This window comes from Streptomyces sp. NPDC043853, assembly GCF_056436025.1.
In genome coordinates, this window is sequence record NZ_JBWKDJ010000023.1 from 51,126 (window position 1) to 69,327 (window position 18,202).

The 18,202-nt window shown below is 71.3% G+C and carries 20 protein-coding genes; 11 read left to right on the plus strand and 9 right to left on the minus strand.

Annotated elements, in window-relative coordinates; translation table 11 throughout:
• Nucleotides 1-27: 27 nt before the first annotated feature.
• Nucleotides 28-2,073 (minus strand): VMAP-C domain-containing protein, encoded by a 2,046-nt coding sequence (locus AC067U_RS36290; protein WP_478834127.1) that lies wholly within the window; start codon nt 2,071-2,073, stop codon nt 28-30.
• A 211-nt stretch (nt 2,074-2,284) separates the two neighbouring features.
• Between AC067U_RS36290 and AC067U_RS36295 the strand changes: the two genes are divergently transcribed.
• Together AC067U_RS36295 and AC067U_RS36300 are read left to right on the plus strand one after the other, a co-directional pair.
• The gene (locus AC067U_RS36295; RefSeq protein WP_010061466.1) at nt 2,285-2,470 is read left to right on the plus strand and encodes a DUF6104 family protein; all 186 of its coding nucleotides are present in this window, start codon (nt 2,285-2,287) and stop codon (nt 2,468-2,470) included.
• A gap of 192 nt (nt 2,471-2,662) precedes the next feature.
• Nucleotides 2,663-2,947, plus strand: coding sequence for a hypothetical protein (locus tag AC067U_RS36300; RefSeq protein WP_478834128.1), 285 nt, complete (start codon nt 2,663-2,665; stop codon nt 2,945-2,947).
• Nucleotides 2,948-3,201: 254 nt separating this feature from the next.
• On the opposite strand, the gene AC067U_RS36305 is transcribed toward AC067U_RS36300, so the two are convergent.
• On the minus strand, nt 3,202-4,407 hold the full coding sequence (locus AC067U_RS36305; RefSeq protein ID WP_478834129.1) for an NAD(P)-dependent malic enzyme: 1,206 nt from the start codon (nt 4,405-4,407) through the stop codon (nt 3,202-3,204).
• 526 nt (nt 4,408-4,933) lie between these two features.
• On the opposite strand from AC067U_RS36305, the gene AC067U_RS36310 reads away from it, so the two are divergent.
• The 3 genes from AC067U_RS36310 to AC067U_RS36320 all read left to right on the plus strand — a co-directional run bounded on the left by AC067U_RS36310 (nt 4,934) and on the right by AC067U_RS36320 (nt 7,665).
• On the plus strand, nt 4,934-5,896 hold the full coding sequence (locus tag AC067U_RS36310) for an ABC transporter substrate-binding protein (RefSeq protein ID WP_478834130.1): 963 nt from the start codon (nt 4,934-4,936) through the stop codon (nt 5,894-5,896).
• A 63-nt stretch (nt 5,897-5,959) separates the two neighbouring features.
• Nucleotides 5,960-6,904, plus strand: coding sequence for an amino acid ABC transporter permease (locus tag AC067U_RS36315; protein WP_478834131.1), 945 nt, complete (start codon nt 5,960-5,962; stop codon nt 6,902-6,904).
• A complete protein-coding gene (locus tag AC067U_RS36320) occupies nt 6,904-7,665 on the plus strand; it encodes an amino acid ABC transporter ATP-binding protein (protein ID WP_478834132.1) in 762 nt (253 codons plus the stop codon). Before AC067U_RS36315 ends, AC067U_RS36320 begins: the two co-directional genes overlap by 1 nt.
• An 85-nt stretch (nt 7,666-7,750) precedes the next feature.
• On the opposite strand, the gene AC067U_RS36325 is transcribed toward AC067U_RS36320, so the two are convergent.
• Both AC067U_RS36325 and AC067U_RS36330 read right to left on the minus strand, forming a co-directional pair.
• The gene (locus tag AC067U_RS36325) at nt 7,751-8,077 is read right to left on the minus strand and encodes a hypothetical protein (RefSeq protein ID WP_478834133.1); all 327 of its coding nucleotides are present in this window, start codon (nt 8,075-8,077) and stop codon (nt 7,751-7,753) included.
• Nucleotides 8,078-8,170: 93 nt separating this feature from the next.
• Complete coding sequence (locus tag AC067U_RS36330; protein ID WP_478834134.1) at nt 8,171-8,923, minus strand: class I SAM-dependent methyltransferase; 753 nt, start codon at nt 8,921-8,923, stop codon at nt 8,171-8,173.
• Nucleotides 8,924-9,128: 205 nt separating this feature from the next.
• On the opposite strand from AC067U_RS36330, the gene AC067U_RS36335 reads away from it, so the two are divergent.
• Nucleotides 9,129-9,758, plus strand: coding sequence for a CGNR zinc finger domain-containing protein (locus tag AC067U_RS36335; protein ID WP_478834135.1), 630 nt, complete (start codon nt 9,129-9,131; stop codon nt 9,756-9,758).
• On the opposite strand, the gene sodX is transcribed toward AC067U_RS36335, so the two are convergent.
• Nucleotides 9,662-10,150 carry a nickel-type superoxide dismutase maturation protease gene (sodX, locus tag AC067U_RS36340; RefSeq protein ID WP_478834136.1) on the minus strand — a complete coding sequence of 163 codons (489 nt, stop codon included), beginning with the start codon at nt 10,148-10,150 and terminating at the stop codon, nt 9,662-9,664. The two genes, AC067U_RS36335 and sodX, sit on opposite strands and share 97 nt — an antisense overlap.
• 107 nt (nt 10,151-10,257) lie before the next feature.
• On the opposite strand from sodX, the gene sodN reads away from it, so the two are divergent.
• The 4 genes from sodN to AC067U_RS36360 all read left to right on the plus strand — a co-directional run bounded on the left by sodN (nt 10,258) and on the right by AC067U_RS36360 (nt 12,747).
• Nucleotides 10,258-10,653 carry a superoxide dismutase, Ni gene (gene sodN, locus AC067U_RS36345; RefSeq protein ID WP_478834137.1) on the plus strand — a complete coding sequence of 132 codons (396 nt, stop codon included), beginning with the start codon at nt 10,258-10,260 and terminating at the stop codon, nt 10,651-10,653.
• A gap of 268 nt (nt 10,654-10,921) precedes the next feature.
• On the plus strand, nt 10,922-11,884 hold the full coding sequence (locus tag AC067U_RS36350; RefSeq protein WP_478834138.1) for a zinc-binding dehydrogenase: 963 nt from the start codon (nt 10,922-10,924) through the stop codon (nt 11,882-11,884).
• Between the two features lie 120 nt (nt 11,885-12,004).
• On the plus strand, nt 12,005-12,214 hold the full coding sequence (locus AC067U_RS36355) for a helix-turn-helix domain-containing protein (RefSeq protein WP_478834139.1): 210 nt from the start codon (nt 12,005-12,007) through the stop codon (nt 12,212-12,214).
• Nucleotides 12,214-12,747 carry a Clp protease N-terminal domain-containing protein gene (locus tag AC067U_RS36360; RefSeq protein ID WP_478834140.1) on the plus strand — a complete coding sequence of 178 codons (534 nt, stop codon included), beginning with the start codon at nt 12,214-12,216 and terminating at the stop codon, nt 12,745-12,747. Before AC067U_RS36355 ends, AC067U_RS36360 begins: the two co-directional genes overlap by 1 nt.
• 69 nt (nt 12,748-12,816) lie before the next feature.
• On the opposite strand, the gene AC067U_RS36365 is transcribed toward AC067U_RS36360, so the two are convergent.
• Nucleotides 12,817-13,287: a hypothetical protein gene (locus tag AC067U_RS36365; protein WP_478834141.1), complete on the minus strand. Its 471-nt coding sequence runs from the start codon at nt 13,285-13,287 to the stop codon at nt 12,817-12,819.
• A gap of 214 nt (nt 13,288-13,501) precedes the next feature.
• Here AC067U_RS36365 and AC067U_RS36370 point away from each other — a divergent pair, with 214 nt between their 5' ends.
• Nucleotides 13,502-14,056 carry a DinB family protein gene (locus tag AC067U_RS36370; protein ID WP_478834142.1) on the plus strand — a complete coding sequence of 185 codons (555 nt, stop codon included), beginning with the start codon at nt 13,502-13,504 and terminating at the stop codon, nt 14,054-14,056.
• A 568-nt stretch (nt 14,057-14,624) separates the two neighbouring features.
• Here AC067U_RS36370 and AC067U_RS36375 read toward each other — a convergent pair.
• From AC067U_RS36375 to AC067U_RS36385, 3 genes are all read right to left on the minus strand, one after another.
• The gene (locus tag AC067U_RS36375; RefSeq protein ID WP_478834143.1) at nt 14,625-15,668 is read right to left on the minus strand and encodes a PadR family transcriptional regulator; all 1,044 of its coding nucleotides are present in this window, start codon (nt 15,666-15,668) and stop codon (nt 14,625-14,627) included.
• A gap of 1 nt (nt 15,669) precedes the next feature.
• Complete coding sequence (locus tag AC067U_RS36380) at nt 15,670-16,716, minus strand: DUF4097 family beta strand repeat-containing protein (RefSeq protein WP_478834144.1); 1,047 nt, start codon at nt 16,714-16,716, stop codon at nt 15,670-15,672.
• 282 nt (nt 16,717-16,998) lie between these two features.
• Entirely contained in the window at nt 16,999-17,922 is a 924-nt protein-coding gene (locus tag AC067U_RS36385) for a DUF4097 family beta strand repeat-containing protein (protein WP_478834145.1), read from the minus strand.
• Between the last annotated feature and the right edge of the window lie 280 nt (nt 17,923-18,202).

An 18,202-nucleotide genomic window follows, 5' to 3' on the forward strand; every position in this document is an offset into this window, starting at 1 on the left:
CCTGCGGTGTCCGGGCGTCCGGGCCGTTCACAGGTCTCCCTGCAAGGGCTCGTCGCAGGGGAGCGGGCGGTCGGGGTCCTCCCAGACCAGGACCGTTCCGGCAGCCCAGTACGCGTCGGGGTCCCGGCCGTAGGCCCGGCCGCGCAGCGACTGCAGCCGCAGCGGCAGCGGTCCGGTCCGGCCGGCCTCGGCGAGCTCCTCCCGCACCCCGCGGTGGAAGGGGGCGCAGGAGACGGCCGGTCCGGACGGCGGCCGCCGGGCGACCGACACCCCGTATCCGGCGTCCCGCACCTCGTGCACGGCACCGAGCCGGCAGTGCACCGGGACCACCTGCTCGGGGAGGGCGGCGAGGGTCTCGTACGGGAGCATGCGGGCGCGGCCCCCGGAGCAGTCGGCGCGCTCGTCCCGGAGCGGGCCGGTCATCGCCCTGGACCAGCGGCCGGTGTGGCGGCGGAGCCGCTCCCCGGCGGGGGGCGGCGACCCGGCCGGATAGCGGAAGACCACGGGCCGCTGCACGCCCAGCGGCACCCCGCCGGTCACCGTCCACTCGTCGACGGGGAGTCCGAAGAGCTCCGGCTCGACGGCGACTTCGAGCAGTGCGGCGCCCTCGTGGGTGTCGCAGCGCCGGAAGCCCTCGACGAGCGGGCCGCGTAACGCCGTGGGCAGCCGTTCGAGGCGGACGTCCGCGCCGGAGTCGACGGCGGAGAGGTGCTCGGGGCCCAGCCACACCGACACCCGCCAGTCGTGGAGCGGGTCCCAGGTGTGCGCCCAGATCTCCAGCAGCACGGACGGGCCGGCCGGGAGCAGTCCGGCCTCGCGGCCGGCCGGGCCGCGGACGGAGCGGGCGGCGGCGGCCCGGCGGCGCAGTTCGCGGTCGGCCAGGCCCTGGTCGTGGCGTTCGCCGAGCTCGCGGCGGAGCGGCCGCCACAGCCGTTCGGCGGTGCCGCGCACCCAGTCCCAGAGCTCCTCGTCGGCGCCGGGCGCGGGCGGCTCGCGGTGGTCGGCGGTGCTGACGTCGGTGGCGTAGCGCAGCATGGCGGCGGCCTCGCTGACCACGCCCGGCGGGTCGTAGAGCAGGCCCAGGCCGTCCCGCCAGGTCAGCGGGGCCTTCAGGGCGGGGTCGCGGTCCTCTCCGCGGGCGGCCTCCACCAGTTGCTGGACGGCTTCGGAGGAGCCGGGCGGCGGGAGCTCGGCGAGCAGCCCGCACAGGGTGGTGCGTTCGGCGGCGGTGAGCCGCTGCCGGCCGCCGAAGGGCTCGCGGCCCTCGGGCAGCTCCTCGTGGACGTCGGTCCAGGTGCGGCGGGTGTTGAGGTCGCTCACGTGCTGGTCGTAGTGGTGCAGGTCGTGTCCCTGCATCACCCGGCGGTAGAGGCCGGCCCGGCCGCGGGGGGCCTGCGGGAGCTCGCGCAGCTGGGTGACGGCCACGGCCAGTCCGCCCCCGCCGCCCTGGCGGCGGGCCTTGACGATGCCGACGACCTCGCCGCGGACCAGGTCCACCACGGGGCCGCCGGACATGCCGGCCTCCACCTCGTCCTCCGCGCCGAGGCGGAGCGCGCCCTGGCGGCCCAGGACGCCGCGCAGGGTGGTGGTGCGCCCGGTGATCTCCGGGTAGCCCATCTCGTCGGTGCAGCCGAAGTAGGCGACGTCCTCGAAGCGGGGGCGCGGGCGGTCGGAGAGCCATACGCAGGCGTGCGAGACGGGGGCCAGGACGCGGACCAGGGCGAGGTCGGGCAGCGGCCACAGCCCGGCGGGGCGGGGGCGGCCGTCCGGTTCGGGCAGCACGCACTCGACCCGGCCGGCGACGGTCCCGGTGGTGCCGTCGTCCCCGGAGGAGAAGGTGATGCCGATCTCCCGGCCCGTGAGCCGCACCGGCGCACCACCCCCTTCGCCCACCACGTGCGCGCACGTCAGGACCCAGCCGGGGGCGATGAAGAAGCCGCTCCCCCAGGTGGCGAGGGTCCCGGGGTCTGCATACCCGTCCGGAGCCGCGTGGATGCGCACGGTGGCCGCCAGGACGAGGGGCTCCAGGAGCTCGAAGGCGCGCGCGGTGTCGCCCGTGCGCTCTTCGCCCATGCCCTGTCCTCCCCCCGGGCCCACCAGGCCCCACCAGGCTTCCGCGGACGTACCGGTCGCCGGCTCCCCGGCCCTCCCCCGGCACCCAACCGGCCCGCGCGTCACGCGTGTTGGAGCAGTTCAGGCTAGCGCCGCCCCCGCCCGGAGGGGAGGTCCGGGCGGAAGCCCGCTTATCCTGGCCTGGAATCACCCATGACCCACGGAGCCTGTCTTGTACTTCACCGATCGCGGCATCGAGGAACTGGAGAAGCGGCGCGGCGAGGAGGAGGTCACCTTCGAGTGGCTCGCCGAGCAGCTCCGCACGTTCGTCGACCTCAACCCCGACTTCGAGGTCCCGGTCGAGCGGCTGGCGACCTGGCTGGCCCGTCTCGACGACGAGGACGACGAGGACGAGTAGGGGGACTGCCGGCGGACGCGTGGCCGGAGCCTCCGGCACCCGTCGTCCCCGGGGCCGAAACGGCCACAACCTTCGGCCTGTCCGGCCGGTCCGGACGTCGAGTGATCTTCACTCGACACCCCGACCGGTCTGCCTCTGGACTGCAAGCAGCTCGCCGAGTTCGGTCCCCGGTCGGCCGGCCGTCACGTCTGGATGCTGTGGCCCGAGCGGTGGCAGCTCGTCCAGGCGGTCGGCGGGCGGCCCGGTCCCAAGGGCTACCCGGTGGCCGTGATCGCCGACCCCGGCGACATGTTCTGGGGCTACTCGGAGTTCGAGACCACCGAGCGCTACCTGCGCGACCCGGCCAACCTGCGCACCACCGCCCCCGGGCTGCGCGCCCGGCCGCTGCCGTCCCGGCCGTACTTCCGGGCGGCGGTGCACGGCCGGATGCTGCTGCGGCCGGCCTCGCGGCGGCCGCGATGGCCCCGGTGCTCCTGAACGTCGTACACGGGGCCGGCAGCGTCCTGCTCGGCGCGCTGGCCGCCGTCGCGGTCATCGACGCGCCGCGGGGCCGCCATGACCGGCCTCGCCACCGTGCCGGACCCGTCCCGCTGGGAGATCCCGCCGGTGGAGGACTTCCGCACCCGCGCGGCCCCGTAGCCCCGGACAGCACACAGGCCCGGCCGGATCGCTCCGGCCGGGCCTGTGCGGTATCGCGTACGGCGTACGGCGGTGCCAGACGTACGACGGTGTTACGGACGGCGGGCGACGCCGTCCTCACGGGCAGCGGCGGCGACGGCGTCGGTGACGGCCTGCGCCACGCGGGGGTCGAACGGCGACGGGATCACGTAGTCGGCCGCGAGCTCCTCGTCCGCGACGACGCCGGCGATGGCGTCGGCAGCGGCGATCTTCATGTTCTCGGTGATCCGGGAGGCCTGGACCTTGAAGGCACCCGCGAAGATGCCGGGGAACGCGAGAACGTTGTTGATCTGGTTCGGGAAGTCCGACCGGCCGGTGGCCACGACCGCCGCGTACTTGTGCGCGACGTCGGGGTGGACCTCCGGGTTCGGGTTGGCCATGGCGAACACGAAGGAGTTCGCCGCCATCGTGGCCACGGCCTCCTCGGCGACCGTGCCGCCGGAGACGCCGATGAACACGTCGGCGCCCGCGAGGGCCTCCTCCAGCGTGCCGGTCCGGGCCGTCTTGTTGGTCAGACCCGCGATCTCCGCCTTGACGTCCGTCAGGTCGGTGCGGTCGGCGGACACGACGCCCTTGCGGTCGGTGACGCAGACGTCGCCGATGCCCGCGTCCACGAGGATCTTGGCGATGGCGATGCCCGCAGCGCCCGCACCGGCGATCACGGCGCGCAGGTCGCCGAGGGTACGGCCGGTCAGCTTCGCCGCGTTGCGCAGGGCGGCCAGCGTCACGATGGCCGTGCCGTGCTGGTCGTCGTGGAAGATCGGGATGTCCAGGGCGTCCTGCAGCCGGCGCTCGATCTCGAAGCAGCGGGGGGCGGAGATGTCCTCCAGGTTGACCCCGCCGAAGGACGGCGCGAGGCGGATGACCGTCTCGACGATCTCGTCCGTGTCCTTGGTGGCGAGCGCGATCGGGACCGCGTCCACGCCGCCGAACTGCTTGAAGAGGATGGCCTTGCCCTCCATCACGGGGAGGGACGCCTCGGGACCGATGTCACCGAGTCCGAGCACGGCCGTACCGTCGGTGACGACGGCGACCACGTTGGACTTCCAGGTGTACTCGTTCACCAGCTCGGGCTGCTCGGCGATGGCGGTGCACACCTTCGCCACGCCCGGCGTGTACGCCAGGGACAGGTCGTCCTTGTCGTTGACCGGCACGGTGGCCTGGATGGCCATCTTGCCGCCCCGGTGCAGTGCGAACACCGCGTCCGGGTTGTTGTCCGTCTCCTCGTCGGAGCGAGGATTGACGATCTCCGCTGCCACTGTGTGTGACCCCTTAAGTATTGAAAATGTCGAGGGTGGCCACTCCTGGTTAAGGGGTGGGCGGGCACCGCGTCCGTGCTCCGCATCGACGGTTGGCCCGTCTCCGCGAAGGGGAGGTTCGTACGCGCGGGCGCGCCGCACACGCGCCCTGAGCCCCGGATGAGGGGTGTAACCATCTGTTCTACCCGAAGAACACTGGCCCAGACGAGTCGATTCCTGTATGAATCGAAAGCTGTTGTCCGGATTTCGGCGAAAAGTCCAAGAGGGCGCACCCCGGGGGCGCATCGGGCCGTAGAAACCTCCGTGGAACAGGCCACTCGCCGCACATGTTGCGGCCGTCACACCGGAACCCGACGCTCCTGTCCGGTGATCGCCTCCGCCCGTTATCCGATTTTGACCTGACGGGCAGCCTGAATATGTCAGTCCGAATGGCAAGATGCCGTAATCACACGAGGTCGCGACACTCGATGGTGCGTGCGTGGCCTTACTCATCGGATGCTTCCACCCCAGCCGGAGGAACCAGCTCATGACCGCTAGCACCACCCGTCGTACGACCGCCGCCCGGTCCCGGATCGCCGCGGTCGGCGCGATCGCGGTCGCCGGCGCCCTGATCCTCACCGGTTGTGGCGACCAGACCGACAAGGGCTCCTCGACCCCGTCCGGCCAGACCAAGAACAGCAGCGCCCCGCTGTTCTCGAAGCTGCCGAAGAAGATCCAGGACGCCGGTGTGATCAAGGTCGGTACGGACGCGACGTACGCGCCGATGGAGTACACCGAGGGCGGCAAGATCATCGGCGTGGACCCGGACGTCGCGGCGGCCCTGAGCAAGCAGCTCGGCGTGACCTTCAAGTTCGAGTCGGGCACCTTCGACACCCTGATCAGCAGCATGCAGACCGGCCGCAGCGACATGGTCATGTCCTCCCTGAGCGACACCAAGGCCCGCCAGGAGGGTCTGGACGACAAGGGCAACAAGACCGGCGCCGGTGTCGACTTCGTCGACTACTTCACGGCTTCCACCGGCATGCTGGTCAAGAAGGGCAACCCGGAGGGCATCAAGACCCTCGACGACCTCTGCGGCAAGACGGTCGCCGTCCAGCGCGGCACCACCTACGAGCAGGTCGCCAAGGACCAGGCCGAGAAGTGCAAGAAGGACGGCAAGGGCGAGCTCAAGATCGAGTCCTTCCCGACCGACCCGGAGGCCCAGACCCGCGTGAAGGCCGGCGGCGCGGTCGCCGACCTGAACGACTCCCCGGTCGCCGCGCACATCGCACTGAAGGCGGGCGGCGGCAACGACTTCGAGGCCATCGCCAACCCGACCGACGCGGGCCCCCTCGGCATCGCGGTGGACAAGAAGAACACCGAGCTGCGCGACGCCCTCAAGGCGGCCCTCGAGGCGGCCATCAAGGACGGCAGCTACAAGGCCGCCCTGGACAAGTGGAACGCCGGCTCCGGCGCCGTGACCGAGGCGAAGATCAACGCCGGCCAGTGACATCCCCGGCGGAGTGCTCCCCTCGCACTCCGCCCCCTCTTGCAGCACTGAAGGGCAGTCACTGTGACTGACAAGCTCGACAAGACTTCCGGCCCGGCGGACACCCCGCCGGCCGGGAGCACTCCTCCCGAGATGATCCGCGCCATCCCCGTCCGCCACTACGGCCGGTGGATCAGCGGTGTGGTCGTCATCGCCCTGGTCGTGGCGCTCGTGTACGCCTTCTCGCAGGGCAACGTGCGCTGGGCGACCGTGCCGGAGAAGCTCTTCGACCCCACGATCCTCTCGGGTCTGGGCAACACCGTCATCATCAGCATCGCCTCCATGGCGCTGGGTCTGGTGCTCGGTGTGGTCTTCGCCGTGATGCGGCTCTCGAAGAACCCGGTGACCAGCACCATCGCCTGGTTCTACATCTGGCTCTTCCGGGGCACCCCGGTGTACGTCCAGCTCCTCATCTGGTTCAACCTCGCCCTGGTCTTCCCGATCCTGAACCTCGGGTTCTACAAGGACGAGATGACCCAGGTCATGACGCCGTTCCTGGCGGCGCTGCTGGGCCTGGGCCTGAACGAGGGCGCCTACATGGCGGAGATCGTCCGGGCCGGCATCCAGTCGGTCGACGAGGGCCAGACCGAGGCGGCCCACGCGCTGGGCATGAAGCAGACCCAGACCATGCGCCGGATCGTCCTGCCGCAGGCCATGCGGGTGATCGTGCCGCCCACCGGCAACGAGTTCATCAACATGCTGAAGACCTCCTCGCTGGTGGTCGCCGTGCAGTACCCGGACCTCCTGCGGGCCTCCCAGGACATCGCCTCCACCTCCTTCGCGGTGATGGAGATGTTCTTCGTCGCCTCCATCTGGTACCTGGTCCTGACCAGCATCTTCTCGGTCGGCCAGTTCTACCTGGAGCGGCACTACGCACGCGGCGCGCTGCGCACCCTGCCGCCCACGCCGTGGCAGAAGGTCAAGGCGAACCTCTCCCGCTTCTCGAACCGTGACAAGGCGGTGGCCTGATGACTGCCATGGTGAAGGCCGAGGGCGTCCACAAGTCCTACGGTGCCGCGCACATCCTCAAGGGCATCGACCTGGAGGTCGCGCCGCGTGAGGTGTTCTGCCTGATCGGCCCGTCCGGTTCCGGCAAGTCGACCTTCCTCCGGTGCATCAACCACCTGGAGAAGATCAACGGCGGCCGGCTGTACGTCGACGGCGAGCTCGTCGGCTACCGCCAGAAGGGCGACAAGCTCTACGAGCTGAAGGACAGCGAGGTCGCGGCCCAGCGCCGGGACATCGGCATGGTCTTCCAGCGCTTCAACCTCTTCCCGCACATGACGGCCATAGAGAACGTCATGGAAGCCCCGGTGATGGTGAAGGGCGAGAGCAAGGCGGTGGCGCGGGAGCGCGCGATCAAGCTGCTCGACCGGGTGGGTCTGGGCGACAAGGGCGGGAACTACCCGTCCCAGCTCTCCGGCGGCCAGCAGCAGCGCGTGGCGATCGCCCGCGCGCTGGCCATGGAGCCGAAGCTGATGCTCTTCGACGAGCCCACCTCGGCGCTTGACCCGGAGCTGGTCGGTGACGTCCTCGACGTCATGCGGGACCTGGCCGAGTCGGGCATGACCATGATCGTGGTGACCCACGAGATGGGCTTCGCCCGCGAGGTCGGCGACAACCTGGTCTTCATGGACGGCGGCGTGGTGGTCGAATCCGGCCACCCGCGCGAGGTCCTGACCAACCCGCAGCACGACCGGACGAAGGCGTTCCTGTCCAAGGTGCTGTAACGCGCGTACGCACGGGTGAAGGGGCGGTACGGAGTCCGTACCGCCCCTTCGCGTTGCCCGGCGGGCGGCTCGGCCCGGCGCAGGCTTAGCGCAGGCCGCGCTTGAGGACCGGGGTCGCGGTCTGGTTGACCAGGTCGCCGCGCAGCAGGTTGCGGACGGTGTTGCGGAGCGCCTCGGGGGAGTTCTCCACGAACGTGCCGGCCGCGGTGGTGATCTCGCCGGCGGCCTCCGAGGCGGACCGGCCCGAGGTGCCGAGCAGGACGCCCAGCTGCTGCAGAAGCGTCACTTCGGGGGTGGTGGTCTGGGCGGCGGCCTTGGTGGTCGAGGCGTCGGCCGCCTGGGCCGGAGAGGCGAGGGTGACCAGGGCGCCGGCGAGAGCGAGGGCAGCGAGTGCGCGCGTGGTGTGGTTCATGCCCACCCCAACGAAGCATGGCCGAAACCGGTTAGTCCACGGCTCGCGGAAGCACCCGGATGGCCCATGACCGACGGGCTATGGCCAAATGGCTCACTTCAGCGCCAGGACCAGCGCGTCCGAGGGCGACCGCCACACGCTCCTGGCCTCTGCGAAGCCCGCCTCGCGGAGGGTCCGGACGTGCCAGGCCTCGTCCGGGGCGTCGCCGTCGGCGTGCTCGCCGTAGATCTCGTAGCGGCGCTTGGTCGGCTCCGCGAGCACCGGGTCCGCGCCGGCCAGCGCCCACCACTCGGCCCAGCCCAGGGCGCCGGAGGCCTGCGCCCGGTCCGTGACGGCGTGCCGGTGGGCCCGGTCGGCCTCGTTGATGCGCGGGGTGGCCGGATCGGGCATGTGGTCGGCGTTCATGAACACCCCGCCGTCCCGGACCAGCGGGGCGAGCTGCCCGTAGAGCACGGCCAGCTCGGGGCTGTACAGCCAGTGCAGGGCGGTGGCGGTGAGGACGGCGTCGTAGGAGTCGTACGGGAGGGCCGCGGTCCAGTCGGGGTCCTTGAGGTCGGCGGTGACGAAGGAGACCCGGTCGTCGCCAGCGAAGGTGCCGCGGGCGATGGTCAGCAGGGCGGGGTCGAGGTCCACGCCGGTGCCGGTGGCCCCGGGGAAGCGGCGGAGCACCCGACTCGTGATGCTGCCGGTGCCGCAGGCGAGGTCCAGCACCCGGGGGGCGGGGCCGACGACCGCCCCGAGCATGTCGAGCATCACCCGGAACCGCTCCTCGCGGTCCGGCATGTACGCCTCCTGCTGCCGGTCCCAGCTCTCCTGCCACGCCTGCCAGTCGGTCTCGACGGTCATCCCGATCCCCTCCACGCGTAATAGCTGTAGCTGCCTCTCAGCTGTTACACAGCCTAGAGCGCGCCAGTAAGACCCGCAAGACCAGTTCATCCATTACCGACCCCCGGACCGCCCACCCTCGGCACCCGGCGGGCGCCGCGAACGGCCGCGTACGTAATAGCCTGGTAGCCAAGCCAGCCGTTACAGACGTCCGTAAGGAATACTCGTGGAATTGGCCTCTTACTCGGACTTCGCCGTGCGCCTGGTCAACACCGAGGAGCCGGCCCGCAACAAGGACCGGCTCACCTCGGTGGACGCGGTCAAGGCCCTGTTCGGCACCAGCACCCAGATGGCCCGGCGGGTCACCGACGCGGACATGACGCGCTTCCGCAACGTCCGGGGCCGGCTGCGGGCGGTCTTCGAGGCCGCCGACTCAGGGGACCACGTGCTCGCGGTCGACCTGCTGAACTCCCTGCTGATGGAGTTCCCGGTCAGCCCCCAGATCTCCGGCCACGACTACCTCGACGACACCGGCCGCCCCGACTGGCACATGCACCTCGCCGACCACCCGTCGAACGCCACCGCCGGCTACGCCGCCATCGCCTCCATGGGCCTGGCCTTCCACCTGACGACGCACGGCCCGGAACGGCTCGGCCTGTGCCAGGCGGCGCCCTGCCGCAACGCCTACCTCGACACGTCCACCAACCGCTCCCGCCGCTACTGCTCGGACCGCTGCGCCACCCGGGCGAACGTGGCCGCCTACCGGGCCCGCAAGCGGCTGGAGGCGGAGACGTCGGCAGGCAGCGGCCGGAGCGCCGTCACCGCCCAGGACAGCCGCGCGCCCAGCGAGGTCTGATCCTTGCCGCGGGGCCGGAACCGGAACAGGGCCCGGCCCAGCACCAGGTCCTCCGGCACCGGCCCGTAGTCGGTGCTGTCGCCCGGCGGCACGGCGTAGGGGTTGTCCCCCAGCACCCACCAGCCACCGCGCCGGCGCTCCACCGCGCGCTTCACCACGAGCAGGTTCTGCTGGAACGGGTGACGCAACAAGACGACGTCACCCGGCCGGACGCGCGTCCCGTAACGGATCAGCAATTGGTCCCCGTCCTCCAGCGTCGGCGCCATCGACGGACCGTTCACCTCCGCGACGCCCATCCGCCCCCGTGACCCCACTGCGTCCGGCATCACTGCCTCCTCCTCACCGATCTCCGCCACCCGCGGCCGTACGTACGTTCCTTCACCGCCCCCCATCCTGACCCTGGACTTTTGTCCTAAGCCCTTGGGGGCGCCCGCGAAATCCACTTCTCCACGGAGTAATCTCCCCTCTTGAGAAGACGATCACGAGGAGGACAGCGCCCATGCTTTCCCGCTTCTTCGCCCCCAAGGTGAAGGTCTCTGCCCACTGCGACCTGCCCTGCGGCGTCTACGACCCGGCCCAGGCCCGGATCGAGATCGAGTCGGTCGTTGGCTGCCAGGAGAAGTACCAGGCCAACACGGACGCCGACTTCCGCACCCGCGCGCTCATCATCAAGGAGCAGCGTGCCGAGGTCGCCAAGCACCACGTCTCGGTGCTGTGGAGCGACTACTTCAAGGCCCCGCACTTCGAGAAGTACCCCCAGCTGCACCAGCTGATCAACGACACCCTGAAGGCCATCTCGGCCGCCAAGGCGTCGAACGACCCGGCGACCGGCAAGAAGGCGCTGGAGCTCATCGCGGAGATCGACAAGATCTTCTGGGAGACCAAGCAGGGCTGAGCCCCGCAGCGCTCCCGCCCGCCCCGCCAGGGGCCGGGCCCCGGAAGGCGACCGCGCCGCCCGCCCAGGCGGCGGCCGGTCGCCTTCCGTGTTCCGATTTCAGAAACCGGAAAGCGACTGGCGGACGATCTGCTCGGCCGGGGCACGCTCGACTGGCTGCGGGCAGCCCTCGGCGAGAAGGGGCTGAGCACCGCGAAACGCGCAGGTGAGCGTGACCACTCCGGAAACACTGGCGGCGAGGGATTACCGAACGGTAGCGTCCGGGGGCATGTTTGCTGCCTATGCCGCCCGCATTGACCGTGACCAGCCGCTGAGCGGCCTCGAACTGGGCGAGCGCCCGGCGCCCGAGGCTCGTCCGGGCTGGGTGACCGTGAACGTCCGCGCCGCCTCGCTCAACCATCACGACCTGTGGTCCCTGCGCGGAGTGGGCCTGAGCTCCGACAAGCTGCCGATGATCCTCGGCTGTGACGCGGCCGGCGTGGACCAGGACGGCAACGAGGTGGTCCTGCACTCCGTGATCGGCGCGACCGGCCACGGTGTCGGCCCCGACGAGCCCCGCTCGATCCTCACCGAGCGCTACCAGGGCACCTTCGCCGAGCAGGTGACCGTCCCGGCCTGGAACGTGCTGCGCAAGCCGGCCGAGCTGTCCTTCGAGGAGGCCGCCTGTCTGCCGACCGCCTGGCTGACGGCGTACCGGATGCTGTTCACCAACGCCGGCGTCCGGCCCGGCGACTCGGTCCTCGTGCAGGGCGCGGGCGGTGGCGTCGCCACGGCCGCCATCGTCCTCGGCAAGGCCGCCGGCCTCCGCGTCTACGCCACCAGCCGCGACGAGGCCAAGCGCAAGCGGGCCGTCGAACTCGGCGCGGTGGACGCATTCGAGCCCGGCGCCCGCCTCCCGCACCGCGTCGACGCGGTGATCGAGACCGTCGGCGCGGCGACCTGGTCCCACTCCGTCAAGTCCCTGCGCCCCGGCGGCACCCTGGTCATCTCCGGCGCGACCAGCGGCGACCGCCCCTCGCACGCGGAACTGACCCGCATCTTCTTCCTCGAACTCAAGATCGTCGGCTCCACGATGGGCTCGAAGGACGAGCTGGAAGACCTCCTCGCCTTCTGCGCGGCCACCGGCGTCCGCCCGGTGATCGACGAGGTGCTCCCCCTGGACCGGGCCCGCGAAGGCTTCGAGAAGCTCGCCGCGGGCGACCTCTTCGGCAAGATCGTCCTCACGGTCTGACCTCCCGCCACCCCTGTCGCAACCACCCGACAGGGGTGACCTGTTTTCCGTGAACGGCCGACTCCCCACCACCGTCAACACAGGTTGACACCCTCCGGGCGTCAACCTACATTGACAGGCATGACGGAAGCGACGGATCTGGCCGCACGCGCCGGAGACCCCGACCCCCGCGTGGGCCTGCGCTCGGTCGCCGCCCTGCGGCGCCTGCTGGAGCGCCTGGAGGCCGTACAGGTGCGCAGCGCCCGCGCCCAGGGGTGGTCCTGGCAGGAGATCGCCACGGAACTGGGCGTGAGCCGGCAGGCCGTGCACAAGAAGTACGGGAGGTCGTGATGTTCGAAAGGTTCACCACCGAGGCCCGCGCCGCCGTGGTCGGCGCCCAGGCCGAGGCCGCACGCGCCGGAGCGTCCTCGATCACCGAGGAACACCTCCTGCTGTCCCTACTGGAACAGGGCGTCCTCGACCCCCTGGGCGTGGACCGCGCCTCCGTCCGGACCGAACTGGCGCGGACCCGCCGGCGCGGCGGCCTTTCGAAGGCCGACGAGCAAGCCCTGTCCGGCCTGGGCATCGATCTGGACGAGATCATCAGCCGCATCGAGGAGACCCACGGCGAGGACGCCCTCGCAACACCGGAACCACGCCCCAAGGGCTTCCTCGGCCGCCGGACGCAGAGCTCCCACCGCCCCTTCACCCAAAACGCCAAGCGCACGCTGGAACAGTCCCTGCGCGTCGCACTGGGCCGCAAGGACAAGAGCATCACCGCCGGACACCTCCTGCTGGCCCTGCTCTCCCGCCCCGGCGTCGTGGGCGAGGTCCTCGCGGACCAGGGCGTGACGTACGAAACCGTGGACCGGAACCTCGCCTGACCCGCCGGCACGAATGACCGCCCCGCGGAAATCCCGCGAGGCGAACGGCCACCCGACCCAAAGCACGCCCTAGTGCTGGCTTCCCGCTCCACCACCGGAGGAGCCCGCCGTCATACCACCCGGGGCGTCGCCGCCCGAGAAGCCGCCGAACAGCCCGAGCCCGCCACCGGTCTCCGAGTCTCCCCCGGTGCTGCCCTCGGACCCCGTGGCGCCGGGCGCCAGGTGGGCACCGTCCGTAAAGATGCCGATACCGCCCTGGAGCGTGGGGGTCCCGTGACCGTCCTCCTCCACGCCCTGCTCGTAGTCAGGGTCCATGAGGTCACCACCCATGACGCCCGGCACACCGGTATCGCTGCCCAAGAGCCCGACTTCACCCACGACCCCGGTGAAGTCAAGGATGTCCTCGTCGTCATTGGCCAGGGTGACGCCGGCCTGCGGCGCCGGAGCGGCCATCGCGGTCGCCGGCAGCACCACGCCCCCACTGATCAGCGCCACGGAGGCGGCGCCCAGCACGACACGACGGTTCCAGGAAATCTTCATCATCGGAATTCTCCGCAAGGTGTTGCAGGGACGGGTTCGCATTCGGCGTCCTTCCGGGCCTTTCCCCGGTGACCACCTGCTTCCAATGAACCCTGCCGCCGCCCCACCGTCATGCCCCCGGAATCCGTGTCTTGACGCCCTCACCCACCCCTGCTACCCGCACCACCGAGAAACTCACTGGCGAACACCACCCCCCGCACACGACCATGCGCCCATGACCGACGCACCCGCACGCTGGAGCCAGGCGACCATCTACCCCGACATGTGGGCCGACCCGGCCGACGACCCCCGCAACGGAGTCAGTCCGGACGGTGAACTCGCCACGCTGGACGACTTCCTCTCCGGCTACCGCATGACCCTCCGCATGAAGTGCGAGGGCCTGAACCCCGAGCAACTGGCCCACCGGTCGGTCCCCCCGTCGACGATGTCCCTCCTCGGCCTGCTCCGCCACCTCGCCGAGGTGGAACGGGACTGGCGCAGCTGGCTGACCCCCGCCGACCCCCTCCCCTCGCTGTACGGCGAACCCGACGGGGACTTCAACGGCGCGATCGCGGACCAGGCCCTCGTCGACGCGGCCTACGCCGACCTGGAACGCGAACAGGCCGCGACCGACGCCGCGCTGGCCGAACACCCGGACCTGGGCGAGCGCGTGGGCAAGGACGGCATCGCCATCCGAGAGCTCATGGTCCACAGGATCGAGGAGTACGCCCGCCACTGCGGCCACGCGGACCTGCTGCGCGAATGCGTCGACGGACGCGTGGGCCAATGACCCCTGAAACCTTCCGGCTGCGCCGACCCCATCGGCCTGTCGGCCGCGATTCCGGCGGCAGCGCGTAGCGATCGTGGGCGGCCCATGTCCGGCCACCGGCCACCCGCACCCGCCAATCAGCAGGAGCGCCTAGCGATCTGGTACGCCCGGACCGGCCAAAATCACGTAGATCTGATCCACTTCACCACCGCCTCCCGCCCGGAGGGCGGCCGGCCGAGCGACAGCCACCGCCCGTGCCGGCCAACGCCGAACCCAGGCGGCCTCGGTCCCTCCATGCCATCCCCCGGGGGCGGCCCGACAGTCCTTGTCGTTGCGTGACGGTCGTCGGTGTCAAGGGTGGCCCGAAGGGCCATCGGCTTGCCGACGCGACCAACGGGAGCGCCCTTGACGCCGGCGGCCGGCACGTAATGACACTGGGACTGACGGGCATCCCCCGGGCACCCCTCGCCCCCGCCCAGCCGAACCCGGCTCCGTACACGCCGCCGGAGTCCCTTGCGGGGCATCACCCCCACCCAGCCCCTCCCCCGCAGCCCCGATAGGCGGCTCCGCCGCAGGGGGTTGGGGGGAGCTACCTCCCTCCCGCCAGCATCTTTCCCAGCGCCGCCGCGGTTCCCCCCAGGCGGCGGCGCGCTTCGGCGAGCTGGGGTGCGGTCACCCCGTGGTCGCGGGCCGCATCGCGGACCTCGTCGCGGAAGCGGTCCAGCAGGCGATCCAGGTCTCGGGCCGGGTCGCCGGTGGCCCCGAGGTCGGCGGCCCAGGCCGCGCCCTCGGCGGCGTCCGCCTCGCGGGCGGGTGCCGGACCCGGTTCCCGGGCAGGCACCGGCCCGCCCGAGGAATCGGCCGAAGACGCAGCCGACGACGCAGCCACCGGGCCGGCGGAAGTACCAGAAGTACCGGCAGGGACCCCGGCCTCCGGACCGGGCGAAGCGCCCGCCCCCGTGGCCGTGCTCGTGGCCTCGCCCCCGAGCCAAGCCCCCAGCTTGTCCGTGAACTCCGACAGCCCCGACCGCGTGAACTGTTCCTGCAGCTGGCCCACCAGCCGCTGCACGTCCTCGCGGGCCTTGTCCTGAGCCTCCCGCGCCTGACGTCGGGCCCGCTGCGCCTCCTCGCGGGCCCGGCGGCTCTCGTCCTTGGCGCGGCGGGTCTGTTCCTTCCACTCCTGCCGGGCCCGGCGCAGCTCCTCCTTGGCCGCCGCCCAGGCGTCCTCCCCCTCCGGCCCCGCCGACTGCGAGGCGGACGCCGCCGCCCGCACCTCGCGCCGCAGCCCGTCCGCCGCACCCCGTACGTCGTCGCGGATCTCCGCCGCCAGCTCGGAGACCGACTCGCGGATCTCCAGCTCCAGATCGGCAAGCTCCCCACCACGCCCGGCCAGCTCGGCCCGGCCCGCCTCGGTGATCGAGTACACCTTCCGCCCGCCCTCGGTGGCGTGCGTGACCAGCCCCTCGGCCTCCAGCTTGGCCAGCCGCGGGTACACCGTGCCCGCGGAAGGCGCGTAGAGCCCCTGGAACCGCTCCTCCAGCAGCCTGATCACCTCGTAGCCGTGGCGCGGAGCCTCGTCCAGCAGCTTCAGCAGATACAGGCGGAGGCGGCCGTGTGCGAAGACGGGCGGCATGTCAGAGCACCTTCTTGTCGAACCGAACAGGAGTCTCGGGGTTCTCGGGGGTCTTGGGGGTCTTGGGGGTCTCGGGGGTCTCGGTGTCCGCGTCGGGGCGGCGCAGCAAGGCAATGGATCCGGAGACCGTCGCGGCACGGAGGGTCCCGGTCCCCGCCCCCAGGGTGCCGGTGATCCGCTTGGACCCGAACCGCCCCGAGACCCGCAGGTCCTCGAAGGCGTTGGAGACCCCGCCGCTGGCGGTGCTGGCCTCGACCCGCGCGTCCGCCGGCTGCGGAATCCGAATGGCGACCTGCCCGGAGACCGAGTTGAGGCTGATGCTGACCGGCCGCCCCGGGGTCGTGGCGGTGGGTGCCAGGTCCAGCAGCATGTCCCCGCTGACGGACTCGGCACGTACGGCACCGGCCGCGCCGTCAACGAGGGTGAGCCCGCCGGAAACCGAACGGAAGCCGAAGTCTCCGTCGACGGACTGGGCCTCGACGCTGCCGGAGACGGTCCGCGTACGGACGCTGCCGGACAGCCGGACGAGGGTGGCGTCGCCGGTGACGCCGTGGACCTCGGTCCCGCCGCTGATGCCGGATACGAACGCGGCCGCACCGACCACGACGATCTGCACGTGCGTGCCGACCGGAACGGTCAGCGTGACGGCAGCACTGCGCTCCCACACCTTGCGGGCCCCGCCGTCCGCACCGGCACCAGAACCCGAGCCCGAACCACCGGCGGCACCGGCGGCACCGGCGGCACCGGCGGCACCGGCGGCACCGGTGGCACCGGACCGCCAGTTCTCCCACGGCTTGGTGTCGAACCACTCCTTGAGTCCGTGGGAACCGTTCCAGGGCAGGTCCTCATAGGAAACGGTGAGGGTGTCACCGTCCTGCACGACCTGCAGCGGAGCTCCGTCCACCTCGGAGACCTCCAGCCGGGCGGGCCCCTCCTCCACGCCGACGACGTTCACGATCCCGCCCAGGACGCGTACGCGCAGCCGCTTCACCGGCGCCTCGAAGCCGAGCTTCTGCGGTTCGGCGATCGACCAGGTCTGCTGAGCCATGGTGCTTGGTCCTCCCTCGCAATGCGATGCGACGCAACATATCGCGTCTCCCCTACCAACACGATATATCGCGCTAACCCGAAGTCAAGCGCACCCCTGACACGACAAAACCGCGCCCGCCCGAAGGCAGACGCGGAGGAGGACAACCCAAAACCCAAAACACTCTGAGGCGAAACCCTCGCCAAACCTCAGCCCGGACCACTCAGCCGCAGCCCACGTCAGCCCCGGACCACCTCAGCCCCGGACCACGTCAGCCCCGGACCACCTCAGCCCCGGACCACGTCAGCCCCAGTCCTCGTCGTCCGCGGTCTCCGCCACATCCGCCACATCTGCCACATCCGCGCCTTCCGCCACGTCCGGCATCGCCGACCGGTGGACCACGATGTCCCCGATGGCCGTCCGGGCGTGGATCTTGGCGACGTACGCGGAAGTGGTGACGGGAGCCGCGAGCAGGTCCAGGGACCGGTACACCGTGCCGGCGCGGGCGTCGAGGTCCAGTTGGGCCTCGGTGCCCTCGGCGATGCCGAGCTCCAGGCGGCCGGAGTCCGATTCGAGTACCTGCCGACCCTGGACGATCTCCTCGATCCTGATGTCGCCCTGGCCGGTTTTCGCCTCTACGGCCGCATGCGCCACACCGAGGTGGATGTCGCCGCTCTCCACGACGACCCGTACGTCTCCCAGGACCTCACCGATCCGGGTGTCGCCCTTGGTCCGGGTGACGCCGGCGGTCCCCTCCACGGCGTTGACGTTCACGTCTCCGCAGTCGGCGCTGATCCACGCGTCGCCCGCGACCCGGTCCACGGTGACGTTGCCGAGGCCGGAGGTCAGGTGCAGGGTGCCGGTCCGGGCGAGCCGGATGTGACCGCAGTCGTTGGTCAGCCGGCACTCCCCCAGCAGGCCGTCCACCCGGAACTCCCCCGACACCGCGTCCCCGTGGAGACCGGAACCGGTGGGCAGGTGGACCACGATGGCCACCGCCCCGCCCGCGCGGGACAGGTCGCGCGCCTTGGGCACGCCCACCACCAGTTCCCCGGCCGCGTAGTCGATGCGGGTCTGATCGGCGGTCACCACGTCCCGGGGCTCCCGGTGGTCACAGGGCCGGACGTCAACAACGGTGTCGGTGCGGTCGCTCGCGATGATCCAGACGTTCCCGATGTCCAGTTCGACGGTGGCACGGATCGGCTGCGGTGTGACGAATATCGGCATGGCAGTGGCCTCTTGGATAGTGAGCAGGACCGGTACCGGTACCGCTTTGCAGCCCGTGACGGCGATTTTCGGCCACGGGCTGCACATCTGCGACTGTACTGAGCTGCGCCGGCCGGTGCGGTGGCGGCCGTCCGATCAGTGGGGGCGGTCCTCAGCGGGTGCGGTCCGCCAGGGGGCGCGGTCCTTCAGTGGGTGCGGTCCTTGTTGAAGTGCTTCATGGACCAGAGGAAGCCCAGGACGGTGATGCCGGCGCACCAGGCGAGGGAGATCCAGCCGCTGT